The sequence below is a fragment of the Nitrospirillum pindoramense genome (assembly GCF_007827955.1).
Lineage (GTDB): Bacteria > Pseudomonadota > Alphaproteobacteria > Azospirillales > Azospirillaceae > Nitrospirillum > Nitrospirillum amazonense_B.
Genome location: NZ_VITR01000014.1, coordinates 146,584 through 171,814 on the forward strand (window position 1 = coordinate 146,584; position 25,231 = coordinate 171,814).

The window sequence follows — 25,231 nt, forward strand, 5'->3', positions numbered from 1 at the left end:
GGAAATTGGTGCGGCGGCCCGATATGTACTCCTAAATATTCCAGAATATTGGCGCGGCCCAGCCTGATCGCGCACGAGCGCGTAAGAATTAATTAGAATCATGGGCAGTCGGAATGCAAACGGCGCTGAACGTCGCAGATTCAAAAAGAATCTCACAGATTGTGTGGCTGAAATACGAGCAATGGATCGTGGGCTTGGCCAACCTGCTGATTCTCGGCGCCGTCGTGGTCGCGGCGGGAAGGCCGTTCACCTATCCCCTGGACGACACCTACATACAAATGGCGATCGCGCGGACATGGGGTGACAGCGGCGTCTGGGGCATAGACCGCCTCGACCCGGCCGCCGCCTCCTCATCGCCCCTGTTCGTCCTGGTCCTGGCGGCGGTCCACCTGCTGTGGGGGGCGCGGACGGGCTTCGAGCTGGTGCCGCTGGCGATCAACGCGGCCGTCATGATCGGCTGCGCGCTGGCGTGGGATGCCATCCTGGATGCCGCATCCGCGGCGGAAGGGGCGAGATCACGGCCAACCCCGCGCTTCCGGTCCCTCGTGCGCGTCGGCATGCTGATGGCGCTGTCCGCCGCCACCCCCTTGTTCGTGACGGCCATCATCGGCATGGAGCACACGCCACAGGTGCTGGCCTACAGCCTTCTCGCCTATCACGGCAGCCGGGCGGTGGCGGAGCGCCAGGCGTGCCCTGGCCGCACCATCATCCGCCTGGCCATCGCCGCCTGCGCCGTCGCCGCCCTACGGTATGAGGCCGTGCTGATCATCGGGCCGCTGTGCCTAGTCGCCGTGATCAATGGCCAGCTGCGCCTGGCGGCGGCCCTGGCCTTGGGCGCCGCGGTGCCCATGGCGGCATTCGGCCTGGCCTGGGTCACGGATGGCGGATGGCCGGTTCCGAATTCGATCCTGATGAAGCTGATGCTGCATGATCAGGACGGTCAGCATGTCATCCAGTTCTTTCCGGCGGCCTGGACCCTGTTCGGGATCATGACCATCACCGCCGGCTTGGTCGCCCTTCGCGCCCATAGGCGTTGGTGCGACCTCGGCCTCGGCAGCCTGCGTCACGACTGGGGCCTGGTTCTCGGCGGGGTCGCCCTGTGCTGCGCGGCCGCCCAGGTCGTGCTGGGCATGGCGGGTTGGCTTTACCGATATGAAGCCGCCGCCATCGCCCTGAACATGCTGGCCGCCTTCGTCATCCTGCTCCAGGACCATCGCCTGCGGGTCCAAGCCCTGGTGCTGCTGGCCCTGGTCGCGATGGCGAGCTACCGGACGGCGGATGCCGTCACGCTGGCGACCGCCGCCCCCCACGATAGACGATGGGAACATGTCGAGCCCGCCGCGTTCGTGGCGCGCTTCTATGGGACGTCGCCAGTCATCGTGAATGATATCGGCGTCATGGCCTGGCTCGCCCCCCAGGCACGGGTGCTGGATCTGGCGGGCCTCGCCAACAACGACATCGCGCGACAGCGGCTATCGCCATCCGGCTTGTCGTGGCAAGCCGTTGACGATTGGACCCGGCGGACCGGGGCGCCGCTGGCCGTCATCCAGATTTGCTGGGACCCCATCGCGCATGTCCTGCCTGACGGCTGGCGGATCGTCGCTTTGTGGGTGGGACCGCGGAACGTGCTGTTCGGCGACCGGGTCGTCGGTATTTTCGCCACGTCCCAGGCCGAAGCCGCCCCATTGGCGGCGAACCTGCGCCGGTATGAGACAACGGGCGGCCGCCTGGTCTACTTCGACGATCTTCCCCAGCCCTATCACACGGCGTTCATGCGGAAACTGCGGCAAACGGGCTGCTCTGCGATCAAGGACCTGGCAATGGCGGCCCAGCGTTGGCGGGCCCAAGCGCCGGGACCCGGCGCCCCCTGACGGGTGGCCGGGGCCCGGCCAATAAAAAAGCCGGGGAGTCGCCCCCCGGCTTTTTTTATTACAACACCAAAACGATCGGAGCCCCGGTCAGGCGTCCGCCTCGTCGCCCTGACCCTTGATGCGATGGGCCAGCGCCGCCTGCAGGAACTCGTCGATATCGCCATCCAGAACAGCGCCGCTCTGGCTGGTTTCGACACCGGTACGAAGGTCCTTCACCATCTGGTAGGGCTGCAGGACGTAGGAACGGATCTGGTGGCCCCAGCCGATCTCCGTCTTTTGCGCTTCCAGGTTGGCGGCGGCCTCCTCGCGCTTGCGCAGCTCCATCTCATAGATGCGGGCGCGCAGCATGTCCCAGGCCTTGGACCGGTTCTTGTGCTGGCTGCGCTCCTGCTGGCAGGCGACGACGATGCCGGTGGGCATGTGGGTCAGGCGGACGGCCGAGTCCGTCTTGTTGACGTGCTGACCACCGGCGCCGGAGGCGCGGTAAGTGTCCACCCGCACATCCTTCTCGTTGATCTCCACCACGATCTTGTCGTCGATGACAGGCGTGACGGAAACGCTGGAGAAGCTGGTGTGCCGGCGCGCCTGGCTGTCGAACGGGCTGATGCGCACCAGGCGATGCACACCCGATTCCGTCTTCAGCCAGCCATAGGCGTTGTGGCCCTTGATCTGGATGGTGGAGGACTTGATGCCCGCCTCTTCCCCGTTGGTCTCGTCCAGCAGTTCCACCTTGAACTTATGCTGTTCGGCCCAGCGGCTGTACATGCGCAGCAGCATCAGGGCCCAATCCTGGGCCTCCGTGCCGCCGGCGCCGGCGTTGACTTCCAGATAGCAGTCGTTGGCGTCGGCCTCGCCCGACAGCAGGCTTTCCAGTTCCAGGGCCGCCGCGCGCTTCTGCAGGGCGACCAGGCCCTGCTCGGCGTCGGCGATGATTTCCTGGTCGCCTTCCAGCTCACCCATCTCGATCAGCTCGATGCCGTCGTTCAGGTCGCGCTCCAGCGCGCGATAGCCTTCGATGGCGGTCTCAAGCTGGGTCTTTTCCCGCATGATCTTCTGCGCGCGGTCGGAATCGTCCCACAGCTTGGGGTCTTCCGACAGGGCGTTCAGTTCGTCGTAGCGGCGGAGGGCATTCTCCCAGTCAAAGATGCCTCCTTAGCAGCGTCAAGGACTGTCGCACAGCCTCGACGACCGCCTCGATCTCGGCCCGCATCGCGGTCCTCCTCGTCTCGGGTCATGAAATGGTCTTGTAACGGACCGCTTAGATACCCGCTCAGGGCCTTGATTTGAACCCTGCATTTCGAAGGGGGGCGTTGCGGCGGCAATGCGCCCGCCTCCAGGAAGGCGGGCGGAAGCCAGACGCGTCAGCCCACCATGGCCAGCGACGCCTCGTTGACGCGGCGGGTCAGGGCGTTGGCACCCTCGGTCGCGTCGGCGATCTTGGTCAGGCTTTCGCTGATGCTGGAAACGCCATCCGCCGCTGTCTGCATGTTGCGGGAGATGTCGCGGGTCACCGCGTTCTGCTCCTCCACCGCCGCCGCCATGGCGCTGGAGATGGCGTTGATGCGGTTGATGATGCCGCCGATGCCCTGGATGGCGCGGGCCGAGTCGGTGGTGGCCAGCTGCACCGTGCTGATCTGCTCGGCGATCTCACCCGTGGCCTTGGCCGTCTGGGTGGCCAGTTGCTTGACCTCGTGCGCGACAACGGCGAAGCCCTTGCCGGCCTCGCCCGCCCGCGCCGCCTCGATGGTGGCGTTCAGCGCCAGCAGGTTGGTCTGGCTGGCGATGTCGCTGATCAGCTTCACCACTTCGCCGATGCGCTGGGCGGCGTTCAGCAGGCCGGTGACGGAGGTGTTGGTCAGGTCCGTCTGGCGCACCGCATCCTCGGAGATCTTGGAGGCTTCGGCCATCTGGCGGCTGATCTCCTCGATCGAGGCCACCAGCTCGGTGGCGCCGCCGGCGATGGCCTGCACATTGCCGGACGCGACCATCGCCGCGTTGGACGCGTGGCTGACCTGGTCGTTGGCCACCGACATGGCGCCGGCCAGCCCCTGCAGATCCTGGGCGATCCCCTTTTGCGTGGCCACGCGCTGCTCACGGGCTTCCACTTGGGGGGTGATGTCGGTGGCGAACTTCACCACCTTGTAGGGCTTGCCGCTGATGTCGAAGATGGGGTTGTAGGTCGCCTGGATCCAGACGGCCCGGCCGCCCTTGCCCAGCCGCTTGTATTCGGCGGTCTGGAATTCGCCACGGCCCAACGCCGCCCAGAAGCGCTTGTACGCCTCGCTGCCCTTGACACCGTCGTCCACGAACAGGCTGTGAGAGCGCCCCTGGATCTCCGCCAGGGTGTACCCCATGGCGGTCAGGAAGTTGGCGTTGGCGGTCAGGATGGTGCCGTCCATCGCGAACTCGATGACCGCCTGGCTGCGGTGGATGGCCTCCAACTGGCCCATGACGTCCAGCGAGCGCCGCTTGGCCTCGGAGATGTCGGTGGCGAATTTGATGACCTTCACCGGCCGGCCATTGGCGCCCATGACGGGGTTGTAAGTGGCCTGCAGCCAGATTTCCCGCCCGCCCTTGGCCAGGCGCTTGTATTCCGCCGCCTGGAACTCCCCACGGTTCAGGGCGGCCCAGAAGCTCTTGTACGCCTCACCGGCCTTGACACCGTCATCCACGAACAGGCTGTGGTGCCGGCCCCGGATTTCGCCCAACGTGTAGCCCATGGCGTCCAGGAAGTTCTGGTTGGCGGTCAGGATGGTGCCATCCATCGCGAACTCGATGATCGCTTGGGAACGGTTGACGGCGTCCAATACAGCACGCGTATCCGAACCCGCGCCGTGGGAGAAGAAACCGTTCCTCATGAGCGACCCCGTTACTTCTTTGGTAATAGGCCGGAAACGCCGACCCGCCCCCAAAAGCTAGAGTTGCATCCTTAAGTTTCCCTTAAGCGTCCAAACCCGCCAAATTCCATATACGTGTTCTTTATCAATGATTTATCTTTTCATTCATACCCGGTTGATTGCTAACCTGAAGTATTAGCCCGCCGACGCAAGCCGCGACTCCCAGGCCAACAGGGCTATCCGGAATGCGAAAAGGCCGCTCCACCGGTGGCGGAGCGGCCTTCGCAACAACTCTTGGCGGGAGCGTCAGGTCTTAGAAGCGATACCCGACACCGAAGCCAACCAGCCAGGGGTTGATGTCAACGTCAGCCTTGATGGGCGTGCCCAGGCCGGCATTCACCGTGGCGGTGGTGTTCAGCATCAGCTTCTTCAGGTCGACGTTCAGGGACCAGTGGTCGTCCAGCTTGTAATCGACACCGGCCTGGAAGGCGTAGCCGAAGGTATTGTCGTACTTCAGGCCCAGGGCATCACCCTTGTCGACGCCGTAGAACAGCGTGTAGTTCACGCCGACGCCGATATAGGGGCTGATCTTCTCATGCGGCATGAAGTGGTACTGCAAGGTCAGCGTCGGCGGCAGCAGCCAGACATTCCCCAGGTCCACCTTGCCCAGCGGCGTGCCCGACGCCTTGACGTTGTGCGGCGTGGTGCCGGCGATCAACTCGGCGGCGATGCTGTCGGTGAAGAAGTAGCTGAAGTCCAGTTCCGGGACGATGGCGGTGCTGATGTCGGTGTGACCCGGGATACCGGCACCGCCCAGGGACAAGGAACTGCCGACGTCCGGGGCCACCACCAGGGCACGGCCCCGGATCAGGAAATCGCCCGCGTCGGAGGCGCGCGCCGTCGAAGCGGCACCGTAAACACCAGCCAGAAGCGCAGCAGCGGCTGCCGTGACGGACAAGAACTTCATCACTTACCCCTCCTTGAATAGTGAGGCCGGCGAATGTTCCACCGCCTTGGCGCCACACTTATTTCCAATGAGAGGTGTTTTATTGCATCCTGATGGCCGTATCCCTGACCTGCATCAATCAGCGTCTACAAGCGACGCAATGCGGACCGGCGGAAAGGCCATGCCGGTTTGATCAGGGTCATGTCCGCCAACGGCCAGCGCGACAGCGTCCAGGCTGGCGCCATCCAGCCGCATCAGCCCCACGGGCAGGCTGAGACCCCATCCCATGGCCGCCAGTGCCCCGTCCAGGGCGGCGGCCAGCCGCACGGGCCGCGACGGCAGATAGGCCACCGGCAGGCATATCCAATCGCGTCCGGCGGCGTCACGCTCGTCATACATCGCCCCGGGCAGGACGTGCCCCACCGCCAGGAATGCGGCGCCACCCATGGCATCGGGGGCGAAACAGGCCACGCGGTCCCCCACCCCCAACCGGTGCAGCACCCCGCCATGACGCGCCGGCAGGCGCACGTCCCCCGCCTCGCGGCCGCGCCCGATGGCGCCGACGGAGGCCACCCACACCCAGCCGGCAGCGCCGGTGGCGCAGGACAAGGAGAAGGACGGCGGCACTTCAGACGTGAAGGCGGCTTCGGTGGACATGACAGCGGCTCCATCAGACGAAGCCGCATCTTGCCCCCGCCCCCTGACAAGTCCTGTCAGCAGCATCGATGCCCTCGCCAAACCTTTGCCCAAACGTTAGTCTGCCGGCCTTCGTGCCCGCCCCGGGGAGAATGTTATGCTTTTCAAGACTCTGCTGCTGGCGGGCTTGGCCGTCGGCGGCACCTTCCCCGCCCTGGCCCATGACTGCCAGCCCTACCAGCCGGAGCCCGTGACTCTGACCGGGGAAATCACCCTGCAGCACGGCACCCGCAACGGCCCCAAGGGCGTCACCCGCGAGGATTATTATGTGCTGACCCTGCCGCAGATGATCTGCGTCGCCGGCGGCAGCGCGGAAACGGATGAGGATGTGGAGTCCATCGCCGCCCTGCAGTTGAAGCTGCCCCCGGGCGTCAAGCCGCCGCTGGGCCGCCGCGTGGCCGTGACCGGCACCCTGTTCCACAGCGTGGGCGATGGCCACACCGACGTGCTGTTGACCTACGACAGCGCCAAGCCGGCGCCTTAAGGCACCTTGTCGCACTTGCCAACGCCTGATGGGCCGGCGTCCATCTCCGCCCGCCAGTCGGCCAGCAAGGCATGGCGACGGCGGGGATAGCGCTCATCCGCCACCGCCACCTCGACGATGCGGTCGGTGCGGAAATGGCGGAACGCCTGCCGCGTCTCGCACCAGGCGGCGACCATGCGGATGCGCTCGAAAAAGGCCAGGGCAAAGGGCCAGATGACGCGGTCGCTGGCCCGCCCCTGGCCGTCGGTGTAGGCGATGCGCAGCTTGCGTTCCGTGCGGATGGCGCGCCGGATCTCCGTCAGGTCGCGCGGTTCGGCCACGCTGGGCTGGAGGGAAACGGGCAGCAGGCCGCTATCCTCCGCCAGCGCCTTCAGGTCGGCGGGCAGCACGGCCATGATCTTGGCGGCCGCATTCTGCGCCGCCAGCCCCAGGGGGCCGTCGCCCCGCTGCGCCACCCAGCGCAGGCCCAGCACCAGGGCTTCGATCTCATCATCCCCGAACATGAGCGGCGGCAGCATGAAGCCGGGCCGCAGGACATAGCCCAGCCCCGCCTCCCCCTCCACCGGCACGCCCTGGCCCGCCAGTGTGCCGATGTCGCGGTAGACGGTGCGGATGGACACGCCAAGCTCGGCCGCCAGTTCGGCGGCAGTCACCGGCCGCCGGTGACGGCGCAGGGCCTGGATGAGGTCGAGCAGGCGGGCGGAGCGGGACAAGGGCGGCGGGTCCGGGCGGATGAAGCTGGCTGGAGGATAGCCCGCGGGCTCTCACGCCGTCTCCACCAACCCGTCGGTCACCACCGGGAAATTGACCGAGTTGGCGATGAAGCAAAAGTGGTGCGCCTTGTCGTGCAGGGCCTGGGCCAGCGCCGGGTCCCCGCCGGCGGCGATGGTGACGACGGGGCGCAGGGTCACACCGGTGAAGTGGCCGTTGCCGTCCGCCGTTTCCACCATGGTGCCTTCCGCCGCGTCGCGATAGCCGGTGACCGTCAGCCCGGCCGCCGCCGCCAGGTGGAGGTACCAGAGCTTGTGACAGGCGGAGAGGGAGGCGACCAGCATCTCCTCCGGGTTGTAGCGGGTGGCGTCACCCAGGAAGGCGGGATCGGAGGAGCCAGCGATGACCGGCTTGCCCGCCGCCTGGATCTCATGGTCGCGGGTGTAGGCGCGATAATGGGCGGTTCCTTGCCCCGTGTTGCCGGTCCAGGTGACGGTGACACGGTAGGTGTGCTGCTTGCCGGCCATGCGGTCGCTCCCTTCATTGATGAACGTTTCGATGATTGGAAGGGAGCCACTCCGGCAACGCCAGGGGGAACCATCGCACAACGGACATGCGCTAAGGCCACGCCCGGTGTACGTTTCCGGACAGTACCCTGGAGAGCTTGCACCCATGACACAGAAAAGCGGCCGCATCCTGATGGTGGACGACGACCAGGACATCCTGGTGGCCGCCCGCCTGCTGCTGAAGCGCGAAGGCATCCTGGTCCATACCGAAAGCCAGCCGGACCGCATCCCCCTGCTGCTGAAGGATGAGGCGTTCGACGCCGTCCTGCTGGACATGAACTTCGCCATCGGCGCCAACACCGGCCGCGAGGGCTTCCAGTGGCTGAAACGCGTGCTGGAGATCGACCCCACCCTGTCCGTCATCCTGATGACGGCCTATGGCGACGTGGGCACGGCGGTGGAGGCGATGAAGCAGGGCGCCTGCGACTTCGTGCTGAAACCCTGGTCGAACGAGCGACTGGTGGCCACGCTGATGAGCGCCATGACCCTGACCGCCTCGCGGCGGGAGGCGGCGCAGTTGGGCGCCCGCAACAGGGAACTGGCGGCGGCCCTCGATCAGCCGGGCCAGACCCTGATCGGCGACAGCCCGGCCATGGCGCGGGTGCTGACCCTGGTGGATCGCGCCGCCCCCACCGACGCCAACGTCCTGATCCTGGGCGAGAACGGCACCGGCAAGGAGGTCATCGCCCGCGAGATCCATCGCCGGTCGCGTCGCGCGGACCAGGTGTTCGTCGCCGTGGACCTGGGCGCCATCGCCGAGAACCTGTTCGAGAGCGAGCTGTTCGGCCATAAGAAGGGCGCCTTCACCGACGCCAAGGAGGACCGCGTGGGCCGGCTGGTGGCGGCCAACGGGGGCACCCTGTTCCTGGATGAGATCGGCAACCTGCCGCTGTACCAACAGAGCAAGCTGTTGTCGGTGCTGGAACAGCGCGTTGTCATCCCGGTGGGGGGCAACCGTCCCATCCCCATCGACGTGCGCCTGATCTCCGCCACCAACATGCCGGTGGACCAGCTGGAAAGCCCGGACACCTTCCGCCAGGATCTGCTGTACCGCATCAACACGGTGGAGCTGCGCCTGCCGCCCTTGCGTGACCGGGCGGAGGACATTCCGGCACTGGTGGCCCATTTCATGGCGCTGTACGCCCGCAAATACGCCATCCCGCCCCGCCGCCTGTCGGAGGACGCGGCGCGGCGGCTGAAGTCCTATCACTGGCCCGGCAACGTGCGCGCCCTGCGCCACGCGGTGGAACGGGCCATGATCCTGGGCGCCGGCGACGTCCTGGAGGCGGAGGACTTCTCCCTGCCGTCGGCCCCCGGCGGCGCGCCCCGCCCTGCGGCCCCGGCGCCCGTCTCGGGCGGCGGGGCCGCTGATGCGCTGACCCTGGGCACGTTGGATCTGGAGACGGTGGAGGCGCAGGTGATCCGCCGGGCGCTGGACAAGCACCAGGGCAACATCAGCCACGCCGCGGCGGAACTGGGCATCACCCGTACCTCCCTCTACCGCCGGATGGAGAAGCATGGCCTTTAAGGCGTCGTTCAGCACGGCGCTGACCCTGCGGGTCACCCTGCTGTGCCTCAGCTGCGTGGCCCTGGGGCTGCTGTTGCGGTCGACGGACTATCATGCCACCGAACTGCTGGTGCTGTTCCTGATCGCCTTCCAGATCGGCGGTGTCGTGCGGGTGGTCAACACCACCAACCGCGAGCTGGCCCGCTTCCTGAACGCGCTCAGCCACTCCGACTTCACCCAGAGCTTCAGCTATCGCGCCATGGGCCCCAGCTTTCAGGAGCTGGGCCGCGCCTTCGCCGGGGTGTTCGACAAGTTCCGCGCCGCCCGCGCCGACGCCGAGCGCAAGGCGGACTACCTGAATGTGCTGGTGGAGCATGTGCCGGTGGCCCTGGCGGAGGTGCATCCCGACGGCCGGGTCAACCTGCTGAACAACGTCGCCCGCCGCCTGATCGGCCATGACGACCTGAACCGCCGCCTGGTGGACGGCGGCACGCTGGACAGCGCCCTGCGCGTCCTGCAACCGGGGCAGAGCGCGCTGCTGAAGGTGGCCGGCGGCGTCACCCCCCTGCACCTGACCGTGCGCGCCACCCAGCTGACCCTGGCCGACGGGCCGCGCCTGCTGATCTCCCTGCAGAACATCGGCGGGGAGCTGGAAGCGACCGAGGTCAAGGCTTGGTCGGACCTGGTGCGGGTGCTGACGCACGAGATGATGAATTCGCTGACGCCCGTCTCCTCGCTGGCGGGCACGGCGCAATCGCTGCTGGCCGATTTGCGCGCCCAATTGGCCGCCATCCCCGACCTGCCGCCCGCCGTGCTGGTGGACGCGGAAGACGCGGGCGAGGCCATGGACACCGTCACCCGCCGCGCCGGGGGGCTGCTGCGCTTCGTCGAGCGCTATCGCCGCTTCACCCAGATGCCCCGCCCCCAGGTGGAGCGTCTGAAGGTGCGCGAGCTGTTCGCGCGGGTGGAGCGGCTGATGGGCCCCGCCCTGGCCGAGCATGGCGTGGCGCTGGAGGTGGTGGTGCTGCCGCCGTCGCTGGAGATCAGCGCCGACCCGGATCTGATCGACCAAGTGCTGATCAACCTGGTGAAGAACGCGGTGGAGGCCCTGGATGAGTGGAGGACCAGCGGCACGGCCAACCGAGCGCCCGCCATCACCCTGGCGGGCCACCTGGACGTGACCGGCCACCTGAACCTGCTGGTCCGCGACAACGGCCCCGGCATCCCGCCCGATGTGGCCGACAAGATCTTCGTGCCCTTCTACACCACCAAGCGCGAGGGCAGCGGCATCGGCCTGCCGCTCGCCCGCCAGATCATGCTGGCCCACGGCGGCACCATCGCCGCGTCCCCGGTGGAGGGGGGCGGCACGGTGTTCACGCTGCGGTTTTGAACCGGCCCCAGGGCCGCCAGCCCACATGCCTCACCAGATAGCGCAACCCCACCAGCGCCGCCACCAAGCCAGCGGCGGCGCCCACCCCCAGGGCCCAGCGCGGGCCGGCCACATCGGCCACCCAGCCGACGACAGGGGCGCCCAGGGGCGTGCCCCCCACGCCGATGGCCAGCAGCAGCGCCACCACCCGGCCGCGCATGGCGCTGTCGGTCGACAGCTGCACCAGGCTGTTGCTGGAGGTGGTGAAGGTCTGGGCCGCCACACCGATGATCACCAGCACGGCGCCGAAGGTCCAGGTGGTGGGCATGACCGCCGCCAGGGCACATCCCGCGCCGAACAGCAGGGCGGCACCGATCAGCAGGGGCACGGAGGGGGCCCCGCGCCTGGCCGCCAGCAGGGCGCCAACAACGGAGCCTATGGCCATGGTGGAACTGAGCACCCCATATTCGCCCGACCCGGCCTGGAAGGCGTGCACCGACATGGTGGAGATGAAGATGGGGAAGTTCAGGCCGAAGGCGCCGATAAGGAACAGCATCAGCAGCACGGCCAGCAAATCCGGCCGGCGCCAGACATAACGGAAGCCCTCGACGAAGCTGCCCCGGCTGCGCACCGCCCGCACACGGGAGTGGAAATCCGCCGGCCGCAACAGGCACAGCGACCCGATGACGGCGACGAAGGAGGCGGCGTTGATCAGGAACACCCAGCCCGTGCCCACCGCCGTGATCAGCACGCCCGCCACCGCCGGGCCGATCATGCGGGCCGCGTTGAAGGAGGTGGAGTTGAGCGCCACGGCGTTGGCCAGGTCCGCCTCCCCCACCAGTTCACCGATGAAGGTCTGGCGGGCGGGAGAGTCGAAGGCCGCCACGCAGCCCAGCAGGAAGGCGAAGATGTAGACATGCCATAGCTGCACCAGCCCCAGCACGGTCAGGAGTCCCAGGCCCAGCGCCAGCAGGCCGGAGGCCGCCTGGGTACAGAACAGCAGGCGGCGGCGGTCGAAATAATCGGCGGCGAAACCGCTGAAGGGCAGCAGCAGCGCCAGCGGCCCGAACTGCAGGGCCATGACGACGCCCACGGCGGAGGCGCCGTTGACGTGCGCCAGTTCCGTCAGCACCAGCCAGTCCTGGGCCGTGCGCTGCATCCAGGTGCCGACATTGGACACGATGCCGCCTGCGGACCACAGGCGGAAATTACGGTTGGCCAGGGCGCGAAAGGTGCTGGTCGAAATAGCGGGCGCGGTCATGCCGTGCCGGCCAGCAGGGCCAGGATATCGGCCGTCGTCCCCGTCTCCCCCAGGCGGGGGAAGATGCGCGTGACGCTGTGGTCATGGGCCGCGGCATCGCGGTCGGCCATGGCGTCAACCGCCAGCGTGACGTTGTAGCCCAGGGCATGCGCCTCGCGCGCCGTGGATTCCACCCCGATGCCGGTGGCCACACCCGCTACCACCACCTGGGTCACGTCCTGGGCCTTGAGGTGGGCATCCAGGTCGGTGTGGGGAAAGGCGCCCCAGGTGCGCTTGGTCACGCGGTGGTCGCCGGGCTGGGCGTTCAGTTCAGGGATCAGCTCGGCCCAATCGGGCGGCAGGTCGCGGAGAACACGCCCGTGCTCTGTCCGGCCCGGGGGGCCGCCGGCCACGGTGACCAGCACCACCGGCAAGCCCTTGCGGCGAAAGGCGGCGGCGAGATCGGCGGCGTTGCCCACCACCCCGCCCAGGGGCGGCAGGCCGGGCATGGCCAGCAAACCTTTCTGCAGATCGACGATGATCAGGGCGGTGCGGGCATCCAGGGTGGTGACGGCCATGGCCGATCTCCTAAAATTTGGGACTGTCAGTCGTTGACCAGACGCTTCAGAAGGTCGACGGCGCGGCCCAGTTCGGCCCGCTCCGCCGCCGACAGGCGGGCGTTCATGGCGCGGAACAACCAATCCTCCCGCGCGGCGCGGCTTACCCGCAGCCACTCCCGGCAGGCGGGGGTCAGGTCCCACAAGGTCTGGCGGCCATCGGCGGGATCGGGATTGCCGGCCACCAGGCCGGCCGCCTCCAAAGCGGCGACGGTGGCGCCCAGGGACTGGGAGCGCACCCCCTCCGCCTTGGCCAGGGCCGTTACCGTGGCCGGCCCACCGTCCAGCCGGCGGAGCACGGCGATTTGCGAGGGCGTCAGGTCGCCGACGTTGGCCTGCTCACGCAACTTGCGCCGCAGCTGACCCAGCACCACGCGCAGTTCCACCGCCGTCGACATGACGGCCGAGGCATCGGGGTCGCCCGCGTCGGGCATGTTCAGGGGATCGCTCATGCCCATCAGGCTAACAGATAGGAAGGTAAACTACAAAGTCTTCCTTCATATATCGGTCCGGCGTGGCAACGATGGCTGGCACCGCCGCCGCCCGCCATCAAAGTCCGCGCGGGGTGAGCAATGTCCGCGCCGTGGCCAACTCGGCACCCGTCAGCAGTGGATTGGCCGGCACCGGGCCCCGCCCCTCCAAATAATCCAGCGCCGTCAGGCCGGTGCTGTCCTTCAGGGCGGTATCGGCGCCGGCGGCCAGCAACGCCTCGATCACCGGCAGGCCGGCGTTGGCGGCGGCATACATCAGGGCGGTGCGCTGGCCGTGGGTGATGGCATAGGTGCCGCAGGCGGACTGCATATCGCCCTCGCCTGGCGGATCGTTGCCTTCGATACGGTCCGGCGCCAGGCTTTGCCGGTTCACGGCTGCCTTGGCCTTCAGCAGCGCCTGCACCGCCTCCAGCGCGTTGAACTGCGCCGCCGTCATCAGGGGCGTCTTGCCGATGGGGTTGGTCCCATCTACCGGGGCACCCGCCGCCAGCAGGGCCGCCAGGGATGCCGGCCGCGCCACGGCCAGCGACAGCAGCGGTTCCGCATCCACGATTTGCGGCAGTGGGCCGGACGCCAGCACCTCCGCCAGAGACGGCTTGGCGTCCGCATCCATGATGGCGGCGCGCAAGGCATTAGGCCGTCCGCGCAGGGTCCAGTCGAAGCGGTTATTCAGGCCGATATGGGCCGCCAAAAGGGCCTCGTCCGCCTTCAGGCCATAGCGGCCACGGTACATCACCGCCAAATCCGTGCGGGCTTTAAGGAACAGGTCACGTATGGCCATGAATTTCTGACGGTTCCAAGGGCTGTCGTAGGACCACGCCAGCAGGGGCATGATCCTGAGGTCATGATCCGAATTGTTCTTCTCGTCCGGATCCGCCGCCTCCGCCAGCAGCCGGCGCGGAGCGACCTGCATCGCCACGTCAGCAAGACGAACTCTCCGCCGGTACATGGACCCCATGGTTCCGGTGCACCGGTCGAAAGCGCCGCCATCAAAAGCTGACAAAGCCTGTTCAATAGCAAATACGCTGCCTGGCAAGGCATAGGCCCGGGCGCCACAATCCGCGTTGGGCAAATAGCCATCCTGCGAGCTTCCGAACTCCGCCGCCATAGCATCGATCAATTCCGGATGGCGCTCATACATCTCGCAGGGAAACTCCGCCGACCCGGCGGCAGCCCGCATGAAGATCACCAAGCTGCCGATGGTCCCGTCGTAGCCTTCCGGCTTAGGGGAGAAATAAGCGACGTTCTCATCGTCCTTCGCCTCGGAAACCTTGGTCAACAGCTGGCGGATTTCCGCATCGTGGGCTTTGGGGTCAGAAGCCGTCACCCGCAGCACCACGGCTAAGCCCAGCCTCGCTTCTGTGGTCTGGAACAAGCGGAAAAGCCCCTCTGCAGCCTTCGGCGCCGCCAGCATGCCCGAAAACGCGGGCCGCAGCAGTTGCCCGGGCAGGAATTTTAGATCCCTGTCTACATCACCGGGCTGTTCGATAACGTGGTTCTGTCGCCGCAGCAGGATGTTTTGCTGACTTTTGCGAAGTGAATCACCGATAAGCGCCACCCGCTCCACTTGAGCCTCGTAGGCCTGACCCAGACAAATCACGCCCGCCGAATCCGGCGCATCATGACTGGAGCCGAGAAAGCATTCGCTGCGCTGGCTCAACCAAATCCGCTGCGCAAGGAAGACTGCTTCCTTCCAGGGACCGGCCACCGAACTGGCCGCCTGCACGGCCTGCTGATAGGTCTCATTCATCTGGCGGTCCAAGGCAGAAAGGTTGGCATCTCCGCATATGGCCTTTTCAACCGTCGTGGCGGCGGCGGCACAGTTGAAACTGGGTCCCTCACCCGCGTTTACGGCGGCCTGCACGCCAAGGGGCGCGCACATCAGCAACAGGGCGGCGGCCAGCGGGGCGAGACGGGCGAGCATCGGCATCGGGCAGCTTTCTAGGAACCGATCGGATGGACCCAAGGTATCCCCCGCGTGTCGCCACATGCCACCACTTTACTGCGGCGCGCTGTTTGGTCGTTCCCTCAATAGGTGTGTCGCGATAGATTTACCGCTCTCAGGCGGGGCCTTGCGGTTGGGGAGGGGCATGGTGCGCAGGATATTCTTGGTGACGGCGTTGCTGGCGCTGCTGGGTGCCGGGTTCCATATGGCGGCGACGACGGCCGACGCTCAGACAGCGCCGCCGGGGACAGTCACAGAAACGCCCGTCACCACCACGCCGACCCCGGACGCGCCTGCCACCGGGGGCGTGACGCGGATGACCCACATCGAAGTCGTTCCCGACCCAGCCGCGGCCCGGGATGCCAGCCTCGCGCTGGCCTGGAAATCCCTGCCGCAAGGCGAAAAAACCCTGGCGGTGGGCAGCGTGCTGCTGCTGGTGGCGGTCACCGCCGCCCTGCTGTACCTGGCCATGTCCACCGACATGCTGCGCGACAACGCGCCCGCCACCTTCGCCGGCGTGACCGGCGCCCATGGCAAGCCGTTGCGCCGGGCCTTCAGCCTGGCGCAAAGCCAGATGGCCTGGTGGTTCGTCATCGTGCTGGCGGCCTATCTCTACCTCTTCCTGGTGACCGGGGAGCTGGACACCCTGACGGGCCAGGCGCTGTGCCTGATGGGCCTGGGCACCGGCACCGCCATGGGGGCGGCGATGGTGGAGCAGAACAAGACCAACCCCATCCTCGCTGCCTACCAGGCCGTGCTGACGCAGATCGCCGACCCGGCCACGCCGCCGGCCGACCTGCCCACCCTGACCGCCACCCGCGACACCCTGGCCCGCCAACTGGCGTCCTGCAACTTCATCCACGACATCCTGACCGACGCCAACGGCATCAGCCTGCACCGTTTCCAGACGGCGGTGTGGACGGTGGTCATCGGCGTGCTGTTCCTGATCGAGACGGTGGTCCACCGCAAGATGCCGGACCTCGACCCCTACAGCCTGGGCGTCCTGGGCATCAGCGCCGGCACCTATCTGGGCTTCAAGATTCCGGAACAGCCGAATTGAGAAGCCCGCGCCCCCTTTCCCCTGTCGAGCGCCTGGACTGGCTACGCCTGACGCGCACGGAGTCGGTGGGGCCCATCACCTTCCACCGGCTGATGGAGCGGTTCGGCACCCCGGCGGCGGCCTTGGAGGCCCTGCCCGACCTAGCCCGGCGCGGCGGGCGCGACCGTCCCCTGAATATCGTGCCCCGCGCGATGGCGGAGCGGGAGCTGGTGGCGCTGGAGCGCATGGGCGCCCGCCTGCTGTGCTGGTGCGAGCCGGACTATCCCGCCCAGCTGGCCGCCATCGAAGACGCGCCGCCCGCCCTCACCGTGCTGGGCGACCCGGCGCGACTCAGTCGCCCGTCCGTCGCCATCGTGGGCGCCCGCAATGCCTCGCTGACCGGGCGCAAGCTGGCCGCCATGATCGCCCGCGACCTGGCAGAGGCCGGCATCTCCGTCGTTTCCGGTCTGGCGCGCGGCATCGATACGGCGGCGCATGAGGCGGCCCTGCACCGCTGCACCGTCGCCGCGCTGGCCGGAGGCGTCGACGTCATCTACCCGCCGGAAAACGCGGAACTGCACCGCCGTATCGCCGACCAAGGCGCCCTGGTGGCCGAATCGCCGCCGGGAACGGAGCCGCAGGCCCGCCATTTCCCCCGCCGCAACCGCCTGATCTCCGGCCTGTCGCGCGGCGTGCTGGTGGTGGAGGCGGCGCTGAAGTCTGGATCGCTGATCACCGCCCGGCTGGCGCTGGAACAGGGCCGCGACCTTTTCGCCGTGCCGGGCTCGCCCTTGGACCCGCGCGCCCAGGGCTGCAACCGCCTGCTTAAGGAGGGCGCCGTGTTGGTGGAGACGGCGGAGGACATCCTGGCCTATCTGGGGCAGCAGGGTTTGGCGGCGTTCAACGCCCCGCCGCCGGGCGCCGGCCCCGCCCCGCCCCCGGCCGATCCTGGCGAAAAAGAGATAGAGGCGGCCCGCCCGCAGGTGACCCTGTGCTTAAGCCCCACCCCGGTACACATTGACGAAATTGTCCGGGACTGCCAATTGTCTGCGGCGGTGGTGCTGACCATCCTGCTGGAACTTGAGCTGGCGGGCCGTCTGCACCGCCATCCCGGCGGCCGGGTCAGCCTGGCGTGAAGCTGGCGGTCCCGCCGCGGGGGAGCGTTTCGGAAAGCATCGCCACCTATTGCAGTGCGGGGTCCCCTTGTCGGGCAGCAACGTCCTCATCGTCGAATCGCCGGCCAAGGCGAAGACCATCAACAAGTACCTGGGCGATGATTTCACCGTTCTCGCCAGCTACGGCCATGTGCGCGACCTGCCGGCCCGCGACGGCTCGGTGAAGCCGGACGAGGACTTCGCCATGGAGTGGGAGCTGGGCGACCGCTCCAAACGCCATATCGACGACATCACCAAGGCCGCCAAGGGCGCCACCCGCATCTACCTCGCCACCGACCCGGATCGCGAGGGGGAGGCCATCGCCTGGCACGTCAAGCAGCTGCTGGACGAAAAGCGCATCACCGGCAAGGTGGACGTGAAACGCGTCACCTTCAACGAGATCACCAAGAGCGCCGTCCTGGACGCCATCGCCCATCCGCGCGAGGTGCATCAGGAACTGGTCGACGCCTATCTGGCGCGCCGCGCCCTGGACTATCTGGTGGGCTTCACCCTGTCGCCGGTGCTGTGGCGCAAGCTGCCGGGCTCACGCTCGGCCGGCCGCGTGCAGTCTGTGGCCCTGCGTCTGATCTGCGAGCGTGAGTCGGAGATCGAGGCCTTCCGTCCGCAGGAATACTGGACCATCGAGGCGGAGTTCCGCACACCGTCCGGGGCGCCCTTCACCGCCCGCCTGGTGGGCCTGAACGGTAAGAAGCTGGACAAGTTCACCCTGGGCAACAAGGGCGACGCCGACGCGGCCCTGGCCACCATCCGGCCGCTGTCCTTCATGGTGCGGTCGGTGGAACGGCGCCAGGTGCGCCGCAACCCCTTCCCGCCCTTCACCACCTCCACCCTGCAGCAGGAGGCCAGCCGCAAGCTGGGCTTCGGCGCCACCAAGACCATGCGCATCGCCCAGAAGCTGTATGAGGGCGTGGACATCGGCGGCGAGACGGTGGGCCTGATCACCTATATGCGTACCGACGGCGTGCAGCTGTCGAACGAGGCCATCGACGGCGCCCGCCGCCTGATCTCCTCCGCCTTCGGCAACGAGTACCTGCCCAACGCCCCGCGCGTGTACAAATCCAGCGCCAAGAACGCGCAGGAAGCGCACGAGGCCATCCGCCCCACCGACATGTTCCGCCGGCCGGACCAGATGGGCCGCTTCCTGGACAAGGACGAGCAGCGCCTGTACGAGCTGGTGTGGAAGCGCACCGTGGCTTGCCAGATGGCCAGCGCCGAGTTGGACCAGGTGTCGGTCGACATCGCCTCGCCCAAAGCGGAGGCACAGTTCCGCGCCACCGGCTCCATCGTCACCTTCGACGGTTTCCTCAAGGTCTATCAGGAGGACCGCGACGACGCCGGCGATGAGGAGGAGAAGGACACCCGCCTGCCCGCCATGAAGGACGGCGACGACCTGGCCAAGGGCGAGGTCAAGTCCGACCAGCACTTCACCCAGCCGCCGCCGCGCTATACCGAGGCCAGCCTGGTGAAGAAGATGGAGGAGCTGGGCATCGGCCGCCCCTCCACCTACGCCAGCATCCTGCAGGTGCTGCAGGACCGCAACTATGTCCGCCTGGAAAAGCGCCGGTTCGAGCCGGAGGACCGCGGCCGCCTGGTCACGACCTTCCTGGAGAACTTCTTCAACCGCTATGTCGAGTACGGCTTCACCGCCGACCTGGAAACCAAGCTGGACGACATCTCCGGCGGCCGCATCGACTGGAAGACGGTGCTGCGGGATTTCTGGCGCGACTTCTCCGGCGCGGTGGATGGCACCAAGGACCTGACCATCACCCAGGTGCTGGACGCCCTGGACGAGGCGCTGGGCCCGCACTTCTTCCCGGCCCCGAGCGAGGGCGGGCGCGACCCGCGCGTCTGCCCCGTCTGTGGTGAGGGCCGGCTGTCGCTGAAGCTGGGCAAGAACGGCGCCTTCATCGGCTGTTCCAACTACCCCGGCTGCAAGTACACCCGCCCCCTGAGCGTCGAGGGCGGCGAGGAGGGCAACGCCGACCGCGAGCTGGGCAACGATCCGGAAACGGGCTACCCCGTGTCCATGAAGCGCGGGCCCTATGGCGTCTATGTCCAGACCGGCGCGCCGGATGAGCCCAAGCCCAAGCGCGTGTCGCTGCCGCGCGCCATGAACCCGCAGGACGTGGACCTGGACATCGCGCTGCGCCTGCTGGCGCTGCCGCGCAGCCTGGGGCCGCATCCCGAGACGGGGCAGGAGATCACGGCCGGCATCGGCCGCTTCGGCCCCTATCTCAAGCATGGCGACGCGTACAAGAACCTGACGCCGGACGACGATGTGCTGACCATCGGCCTGAACCGGGCCGTGGTGCTGCTGGCCGGCGTGGCGGCGCGCAAGACGGTGGCGGGCCGGGAGTTGGGCAACCATCCCAAGGACGGCAAGCCCATCACCCTGGGCAGCGGTCGCTTCGGCCCCTATGTGAAGCACCTGAAGCTATTCGCCAGCATCCCCAAGGCCATCAACGCCGACACCATCACCCTGGAACAGGCGGTGGAGCTGCTGGCGGCCAAGGCGGCCAAGGACAGCGGCAAGAAGGCGGCCACCACCGCGGCTGATGGCGAGGAGAAGCCGAAGAAAACGGCGGCCAAGAAGGCGACCACCAAGGCAACGGCGGACAAGAAGGCCGCCGCCCCGAAGAAGACCGCCACGGCCGCGAAAAAGCCGGCGGCCGCCAAAACAGTGAAGAAGGCGGCGGCGGGCGACTGAGCCCGCCGACCACCACGAGCTTAAGGAAGTACCATGCCGAAGCGTCCGGAGGGCCCCCGGCGGGCTTCGCCCAGGCCGGTGCCGGCCCGCCGTGCGGCCGACGCCCCCTTCCCCACCCGGGAAGAGATCATGGACTATATCCAGTCCAGCCCCGTGCCCGTGGGCAAGCGGGAGATCGCCCGCGCCTTCAACATCACCGGCGACGGCCGCATCGTCCTGAAGGAGCTGCTGAAGGAGCTGGAGGGCGAGGGCAGCATCGAGAAGGGCGAGGGCCGGCGCGTGGCCGTGCCCGCCGCCCTGCCCGAGGTCGCGGTGCTGATCGTGGCGGAGGTGACGCCGGATGGCGAGGTGCTGGCGAGGCCCACCAGCTGGGCGCATGAGGCGCCGCCGCCCCGCATCTACATGGCGGCCGAAAAGCGCGGCCATCCCGCCCTGGCGGTGGGCGACCGCGTGCTGGCCCGCCTGTCGCGCCAGCCCCAGTTACGTGACAGTGGGCCGCAGAGCGAAGAGGACGTCTACGAAGGCCGCACCATGCGCAAGCTGGACGGCGGCACGGCCACCCGCATCGTCGGCATCTATGAGCGCGCCCGTGACGGCGGCCGGCTGAAGCCGGTGGACCGCCGCGCCAAGGCGGAATTCGCCGTGGCCGACGCCAACGCGGAGGGCGCGCAAGCTGGCGAGCTGGTGGTGGCCGAACTGCTGCCGTCCTCCCGCCTGGGTCTGAAGCAGGTACGGGTGGTGGAGCGGCTGGGCAGCATCGAGGAGCCGCGCGCCGTCAGCCTGATCGCCATCGCCCAGCACGCCATCCCCACCCAGTTCGCCAAGGCGGCGATCGAGGAGGCGGAGGCCGCCCCCGAACCCACGGTGGAGGGGCGCACCGACCTGCGCGACATTCCCCTGGTCACCATCGATGGGGAAGACGCGCGCGACTTCGACGACGCCGTGTTCGCCGAACCCGACACCGACCCCAACAATCCCGGCGGCTGGCACCTGCTGGTGGCCATCGCCGACGTCAGCTTCTACGTCCGTCCCGGCATGGCGCTGGACCGCAACGCCTTCGACCGGGGTAACAGCGTCTATTTCCCCGACCGCGTCGTGCCCATGCTGCCCGAGGCGCTGTCGAACGAGTTGTGCTCGCTGAAGCCCGAGGTCAACCGCGCCTGCTTGGCGGTCCACATGTGGATCGACGCGCAAGGGCGCCTGAAGCGTCACCGTTTCGTGCGCGGCCTCATGCGCTCCGTCGCGCGCCTGACCTACACCCAGGTGCAGAAGGCCCGGGATGGGCAGCCGGATGACCTGACCGGCCCGCTGATGGAGCGGGTGATCAATCCGCTGTACGGCGCCTTCACCGTGCTGCAGAAGGCCCGCGACGCCCGCGGCACCCTGGAACTGGACCTGCCGGAACGGGTGGTGAAGCTGGATGAGGCCGGCACCATCCAGAGCATCGGCGTGCGCCCCCGCCTGGACAGCCACCGCCTGGTGGAGGAATTCATGATCGCCGCCAACGTGGCGGCGGCGGAGGCCCTGGAAGCCAAGCACAGCCCCTGCATGTACCGTGTGCACGCCGAACCCGCGCGCGACAAGCTGGAGGCACTGCGCCAGTTCCTGGGGTCCCTGGGCTACACCCTGGCCAAGGGCCAGGTGATGAAGCCCATCCTGTTCACCCGCATCCTGAACAAAGCGGCGGAGACGCCGGAGGCGGACTTGGTGAACACCGTCATCCTGCGCAGCCAAAGCCAGGCGCTGTACCAGCCGGAGAACATCGGCCATTTCGGCCTGGCCCTGCCGCGCTACGCCCACTTCACCTCCCCCATCCGGCGCTACGCCGACCTGGTGGTGCACCGCGCCCTGGTGAAAGCCTACGGCCTGGGGCCCGGTGGGCTGGATGAGGAGGAAGCGGGCCGCCTGGTGCAGGTCGGGGAGCATATCTCCGTCACCGAGCGCCGCGCCGCCACGGCGGAGCGCGACGCCCTGGATCGCTATGTCGCGGCCTATCTGTCGGACAGGGTGGGCGGCACCTTCACCGGCCGCATCGGCGGCGTCACCCGCTTCGGCCTGTTCGTCACCCTGGATGAAACGGGGGCCGACGGGCTGGTGCCCATCTCCACCCTGCCGGACGACTTCTACGACCATGACGAGGCCAACCACCAGCTGGTGGGCCGCCGCTGGGGCCGCACCTACCGCCTGGGCACAATCGTCAAGGTCCGCCTGGTCGAGGCCGACCGCATCTCCGGCAGCATGGTCTTCGCCCTGCTGGGTGAGGACACCGACGACGCCCCGTGGCTGGCCGGCGGCCAATCAGACAGCAAGGGCGGGCGCGCGCGGCTGACCAAAAAGACGGCCAAGGCCCGCATCAAGCGGCCACCGCCGAAGAAGGACTGAGTATGACCACCCCCCGGCAATTCATCGGCGGCGTCGCCCTGGTGGTGCGCGATTATGACGAGGCCAAGGCTTGGTACCGCGACGTGCTGGGCTTCGACGCCGTGGAGGATACCGACCTGGGCGGCGGCAAGCGCTGGGTCGTCATGGCGCCGCCCGGCTCGCCGCCAAACTCTGGCGAGACCCGCCTGCTGCTGGCCAAGGCGGCGGGGCCGGAGCAGGAGGCCGCCATCGGCAACCAGGCCGGGGGCCGCGTCTTCCTGTTCCTGCGCACCGACGATTTCTGGCGCGACTATCATCGCATGGCGGCCGCCGGCGTGACCTTTTGCGAGGAGCCCCGCGTCGAGTCCTATGGCACCGTGGTGGTGTTCCAGGACCTTTACGGAACCCGCTGGGACCTGTTGCAGCTCAACGTGTGATTTCGCCGGCTCACAATTCGTGCAAATCACAACAGGTGAGGATGGCAAGGCTGAGGTCTGGCAAACGCGCCTGGACCATGGCTCCATCCATACCCATCATCTAGGCCATGACGACCGACCCCGTTCCCCCCGATAATCCCGTCAGGGTGACGCCGAGGCCCAGTGTCGCCGGTGAGAGGGAGGATGCCTTGACGGACACTCAGGAAGAGATCGTCGCCCCGCCCAAGGGCATGGTCGGCACGGCCATGATGCGCGGCATGCGCCGCTGCTGCCCCAACTGCGGCGCCCACACCCTGTTCGTCGGCTATACCAAGGTGGCGCCGGTCTGCACCAACTGCGGGTTGGAAACGGGTAATTTCCGCGCCGACGACGCGCCACCCTACTTTACCATCTTCGTCGTCGGCCATATCGTGGTCGGCGCCGCCCTGGCGGTGGAACAGAACTTTCATCCCCCCCTGTGGGTGCATGCCGCCCTGTGGGGACCGTTGACCCTGGGCCTGTCGCTGGCCTTGCTGCCCCTGTTCAAGGGGGCGGTGATCGGCGTGCAGTGGGCCATGGGCATCCGCGGCTGAGGGAACAACAAACCGGGAGGCGCCGTGGCCCAGGCCACCTGCCGGGCGAACCGCGCCCGGACCGCCAATGTCAGGCCTGCGCATATCCGCCGGGGCGCCGCCCTGGCCCGGAGCCTGTCAGCGCTTGCCGGCCTGTCAGGGCTTGCCGGAATGCTCGCCCTCGCAGCCTGCGCTGGCAGCCCCGGCGGGAAGGGCGTCACCGCCGAGCAGTTTTACCAGAGCGCCTACGGCAAGATCGATGAGCTGTACCTGGACCCGGTGGACATGCGCCGCCTGGTGGTCGATGGCCTGATCCACGCGGGCCGGGTGGTGCCGGACCTGACGGTGACCGTGCCCCCCGACCAGGCCACCGTGATCCTGGCGGTGGGCAAGCGGACGCCGCGCACCTTTGCCCTGTCCCCCAACGACTTGCCCCAAAGCCAAGACGCGGCGCCCTGGGCGCACCTGGCCGCCAGCATCACCGATTGGGTGGTGGCGCAATCCACCGACCTGGCATCGGCCCAGCAGGACCGGGAAACCCTGTTCCGCGCCCTGCTGGAGGGCGCCACCGCCGACCTCGACCCCTACAGCCGCTATTCCGTGCCGGCGGCGGCGCGGACGGAGCGGACGCGGCGGGAGGGCTATGTCGGCATCGGTGTGACGCTGGAGGAAACGCCGCGCGGCTTCCGCATCCTCGCCGTGGCGCCCGGCAGCCCGGCCGCCACAGCTGGCCTGCAGGCGGGCGACGTCATCGTCGCCGTGGGCGGCCTGCCCGTGGATACCACCGGCGGGGGCGGCCCCACCCTGACGGTCGAGGCGGTGATGAACCGCCTCAGCGGCCCGGAAGGCACCGGCGTGCCGGTGCGCGTCGCCCGTACCGGGGGCATGGTGACGCTGCTCATCAGCCGCCAGCGCATCATCCTGCCCACGGTGATGGCGGAGCGGACGGGCGCGGTGGGCGTGCTGCATGTCAGCCGGTTCAACGCCGGCACGGCGGACGCGCTGGCCGCCGCCGTCCGCCACCTGCGCGACACCGCCGGCACGGCGGGCCCGCCCACGGGCTGGGTGCTGGACCTGCGCGGCAACACCGGCGGCCTGCTAGACCAGGCCGTGGCCGTGGCCGACCTGTTCATCACCAGCGGCCCCATCCTGAACACCGTGGGCCGCCACCCCGACAGCGTGCAGCACTACGACGCCACGCCGGACGACATCCTGGACGGCGCCCCCCTGGTGGTTCTGGCCGATGGACAGACCGCGTCCTCCGCCGAGATCGTGCTGGGCGCCCTGGTCGACAGTGGGCGGGCGCTGGACGTGGGCACCACCAGCTTCGGCAAAGGCGTGGTCCAGACCGTCGCCCCCCTGCCCAATGGCGGGGAGCTGTTCATCACCTGGTCGCGCATCCTGACCCCGGCGGGCCGCATGTTTGACCATAAGGGCTTGGCGCCCGCCATCTGCACCGCCGGGCTGACCGACCCCGCCGCCATCCTGGCCCCCTTGCGCGCCCAGCCGCGGCCCATCGGCACGCCCGCCGCCTGCCCGGCGGAGCGCAATCGCCCGGCGCCGGTGGACCTGACGGTGGCGGAGGATCTGCTGGCTAACCCACCCCTGTTGCGCCGTGCCCAACTGGCGGGCCAGCCCCTGCTGGCCGACCAGCCAGCGGCGGGCAATGATCCCTGACGCG

Annotated in this window: 21 protein-coding genes; 11 read left to right on the top strand and 10 right to left on the bottom strand. The window is 68.2% G+C overall.

From position 1 onward, the window contains the following. Positions 1-161: 161 nt before the first annotated feature. A complete protein-coding gene (locus tag FBZ90_RS21720; protein WP_145735081.1) occupies positions 162-1,871 on the top strand; it encodes a hypothetical protein in 1,710 nt (569 codons plus the stop codon). 87 nt (positions 1,872-1,958) lie between these two features. On the opposite strand, the gene prfB is transcribed toward FBZ90_RS21720, so the two are convergent. The 4 genes from prfB to FBZ90_RS21740 all read right to left on the bottom strand — a co-directional run bounded on the left by prfB (position 1,959) and on the right by FBZ90_RS21740 (position 6,311). Then, a protein-coding gene (gene prfB / locus FBZ90_RS21725; protein ID WP_145735082.1) for a peptide chain release factor 2 occupies positions 1,959-3,081 on the bottom strand; the annotation gives its coding sequence in 2 pieces (ribosomal slippage) (positions 1,959-3,011 and positions 3,013-3,081; 1,122 coding nt in all). Between the two features lie 151 nt (positions 3,082-3,232). Next, on the bottom strand, positions 3,233-4,729 hold the full coding sequence (locus tag FBZ90_RS21730; RefSeq protein ID WP_145735083.1) for a methyl-accepting chemotaxis protein: 1,497 nt from the start codon (positions 4,727-4,729) through the stop codon (positions 3,233-3,235). 292 nt (positions 4,730-5,021) lie between these two features. Continuing rightward, positions 5,022-5,675: an OmpW/AlkL family protein gene (locus tag FBZ90_RS21735; protein ID WP_145735084.1), complete on the bottom strand. Its 654-nt coding sequence runs from the start codon at positions 5,673-5,675 to the stop codon at positions 5,022-5,024. 114 nt (positions 5,676-5,789) lie between these two features. Then, a complete protein-coding gene (locus FBZ90_RS21740; RefSeq protein WP_145735085.1) occupies positions 5,790-6,311 on the bottom strand; it encodes a hypothetical protein in 522 nt (173 codons plus the stop codon). 136 nt (positions 6,312-6,447) lie between these two features. Between FBZ90_RS21740 and FBZ90_RS21745 the strand changes: the two genes are divergently transcribed. Beyond that, entirely contained in the window at positions 6,448-6,834 is a 387-nt protein-coding gene (locus FBZ90_RS21745) for a hypothetical protein (RefSeq protein WP_145735086.1), read from the top strand. Here the strand turns inward: FBZ90_RS21745 and FBZ90_RS21750 are convergent. After that, positions 6,831-7,547, bottom strand: coding sequence for a helix-turn-helix transcriptional regulator (locus tag FBZ90_RS21750; protein ID WP_145735087.1), 717 nt, complete (start codon positions 7,545-7,547; stop codon positions 6,831-6,833). The two genes, FBZ90_RS21745 and FBZ90_RS21750, sit on opposite strands and share 4 nt — an antisense overlap. Positions 7,548-7,598: 51 nt before the next feature. Then, the gene (locus FBZ90_RS21755) at positions 7,599-8,072 is read right to left on the bottom strand and encodes an OsmC family protein (RefSeq protein WP_145735088.1); all 474 of its coding nucleotides are present in this window, start codon (positions 8,070-8,072) and stop codon (positions 7,599-7,601) included. Positions 8,073-8,217: 145 nt separating this feature from the next. On the opposite strand from FBZ90_RS21755, the gene FBZ90_RS21760 reads away from it, so the two are divergent. Together FBZ90_RS21760 and FBZ90_RS21765 are read left to right on the top strand one after the other, a co-directional pair. Beyond that, a complete protein-coding gene (locus FBZ90_RS21760; RefSeq protein ID WP_145735089.1) occupies positions 8,218-9,639 on the top strand; it encodes a sigma-54-dependent transcriptional regulator in 1,422 nt (473 codons plus the stop codon). Further along, on the top strand, positions 9,629-11,008 hold the full coding sequence (locus FBZ90_RS21765; RefSeq protein WP_145735090.1) for a sensor histidine kinase: 1,380 nt from the start codon (positions 9,629-9,631) through the stop codon (positions 11,006-11,008). The genes FBZ90_RS21760 and FBZ90_RS21765 overlap by 11 nt, the downstream gene beginning before the upstream one ends. On the opposite strand, the gene FBZ90_RS21770 is transcribed toward FBZ90_RS21765, so the two are convergent. From FBZ90_RS21770 to FBZ90_RS21785, 4 genes are all read right to left on the bottom strand, one after another. Continuing rightward, entirely contained in the window at positions 10,992-12,248 is a 1,257-nt protein-coding gene (locus tag FBZ90_RS21770; protein WP_145735091.1) for an MFS transporter, read from the bottom strand. The genes FBZ90_RS21765 and FBZ90_RS21770 overlap by 17 nt on opposite strands. Further along, entirely contained in the window at positions 12,245-12,805 is a 561-nt protein-coding gene (locus FBZ90_RS21775) for an isochorismatase family protein (RefSeq protein ID WP_145735092.1), read from the bottom strand. Before FBZ90_RS21775 ends, FBZ90_RS21770 begins: the two co-directional genes overlap by 4 nt. Positions 12,806-12,831: 26 nt before the next feature. Continuing rightward, positions 12,832-13,296: a MarR family winged helix-turn-helix transcriptional regulator gene (locus tag FBZ90_RS21780; RefSeq protein ID WP_145735093.1), complete on the bottom strand. Its 465-nt coding sequence runs from the start codon at positions 13,294-13,296 to the stop codon at positions 12,832-12,834. Between the two features lie 97 nt (positions 13,297-13,393). Next, positions 13,394-15,265, bottom strand: coding sequence for a lysozyme inhibitor LprI family protein (locus FBZ90_RS21785; RefSeq protein ID WP_186455977.1), 1,872 nt, complete (start codon positions 15,263-15,265; stop codon positions 13,394-13,396). Positions 15,266-15,446: 181 nt separating this feature from the next. Between FBZ90_RS21785 and FBZ90_RS21790 the strand changes: the two genes are divergently transcribed. From FBZ90_RS21790 to FBZ90_RS21820, 7 genes are all read left to right on the top strand, one after another. Beyond that, the gene (locus FBZ90_RS21790) at positions 15,447-16,340 is read left to right on the top strand and encodes a hypothetical protein (protein ID WP_145735095.1); all 894 of its coding nucleotides are present in this window, start codon (positions 15,447-15,449) and stop codon (positions 16,338-16,340) included. Then, entirely contained in the window at positions 16,337-17,455 is a 1,119-nt protein-coding gene (gene dprA / locus FBZ90_RS21795; RefSeq protein WP_145735096.1) for a DNA-processing protein DprA, read from the top strand. Before FBZ90_RS21790 ends, dprA begins: the two co-directional genes overlap by 4 nt. 67 nt (positions 17,456-17,522) lie before the next feature. Further along, positions 17,523-20,201 carry a type I DNA topoisomerase gene (gene topA, locus FBZ90_RS21800; RefSeq protein WP_145735097.1) on the top strand — a complete coding sequence of 893 codons (2,679 nt, stop codon included), beginning with the start codon at positions 17,523-17,525 and terminating at the stop codon, positions 20,199-20,201. Positions 20,202-20,234: 33 nt separating this feature from the next. Then, on the top strand, positions 20,235-22,583 hold the full coding sequence (rnr, locus tag FBZ90_RS21805; RefSeq protein ID WP_246130663.1) for a ribonuclease R: 2,349 nt from the start codon (positions 20,235-20,237) through the stop codon (positions 22,581-22,583). A gap of 2 nt (positions 22,584-22,585) precedes the next feature. Continuing rightward, positions 22,586-22,999: a VOC family protein gene (locus tag FBZ90_RS21810; RefSeq protein ID WP_145735098.1), complete on the top strand. Its 414-nt coding sequence runs from the start codon at positions 22,586-22,588 to the stop codon at positions 22,997-22,999. 188 nt (positions 23,000-23,187) lie between these two features. Then, positions 23,188-23,571: a DUF983 domain-containing protein gene (locus FBZ90_RS21815; protein WP_246130664.1), complete on the top strand. Its 384-nt coding sequence runs from the start codon at positions 23,188-23,190 to the stop codon at positions 23,569-23,571. A gap of 150 nt (positions 23,572-23,721) precedes the next feature. Further along, positions 23,722-25,227: a S41 family peptidase gene (locus FBZ90_RS21820; protein ID WP_145735100.1), complete on the top strand. Its 1,506-nt coding sequence runs from the start codon at positions 23,722-23,724 to the stop codon at positions 25,225-25,227. Positions 25,228-25,231: the final 4 nt, after the last annotated feature.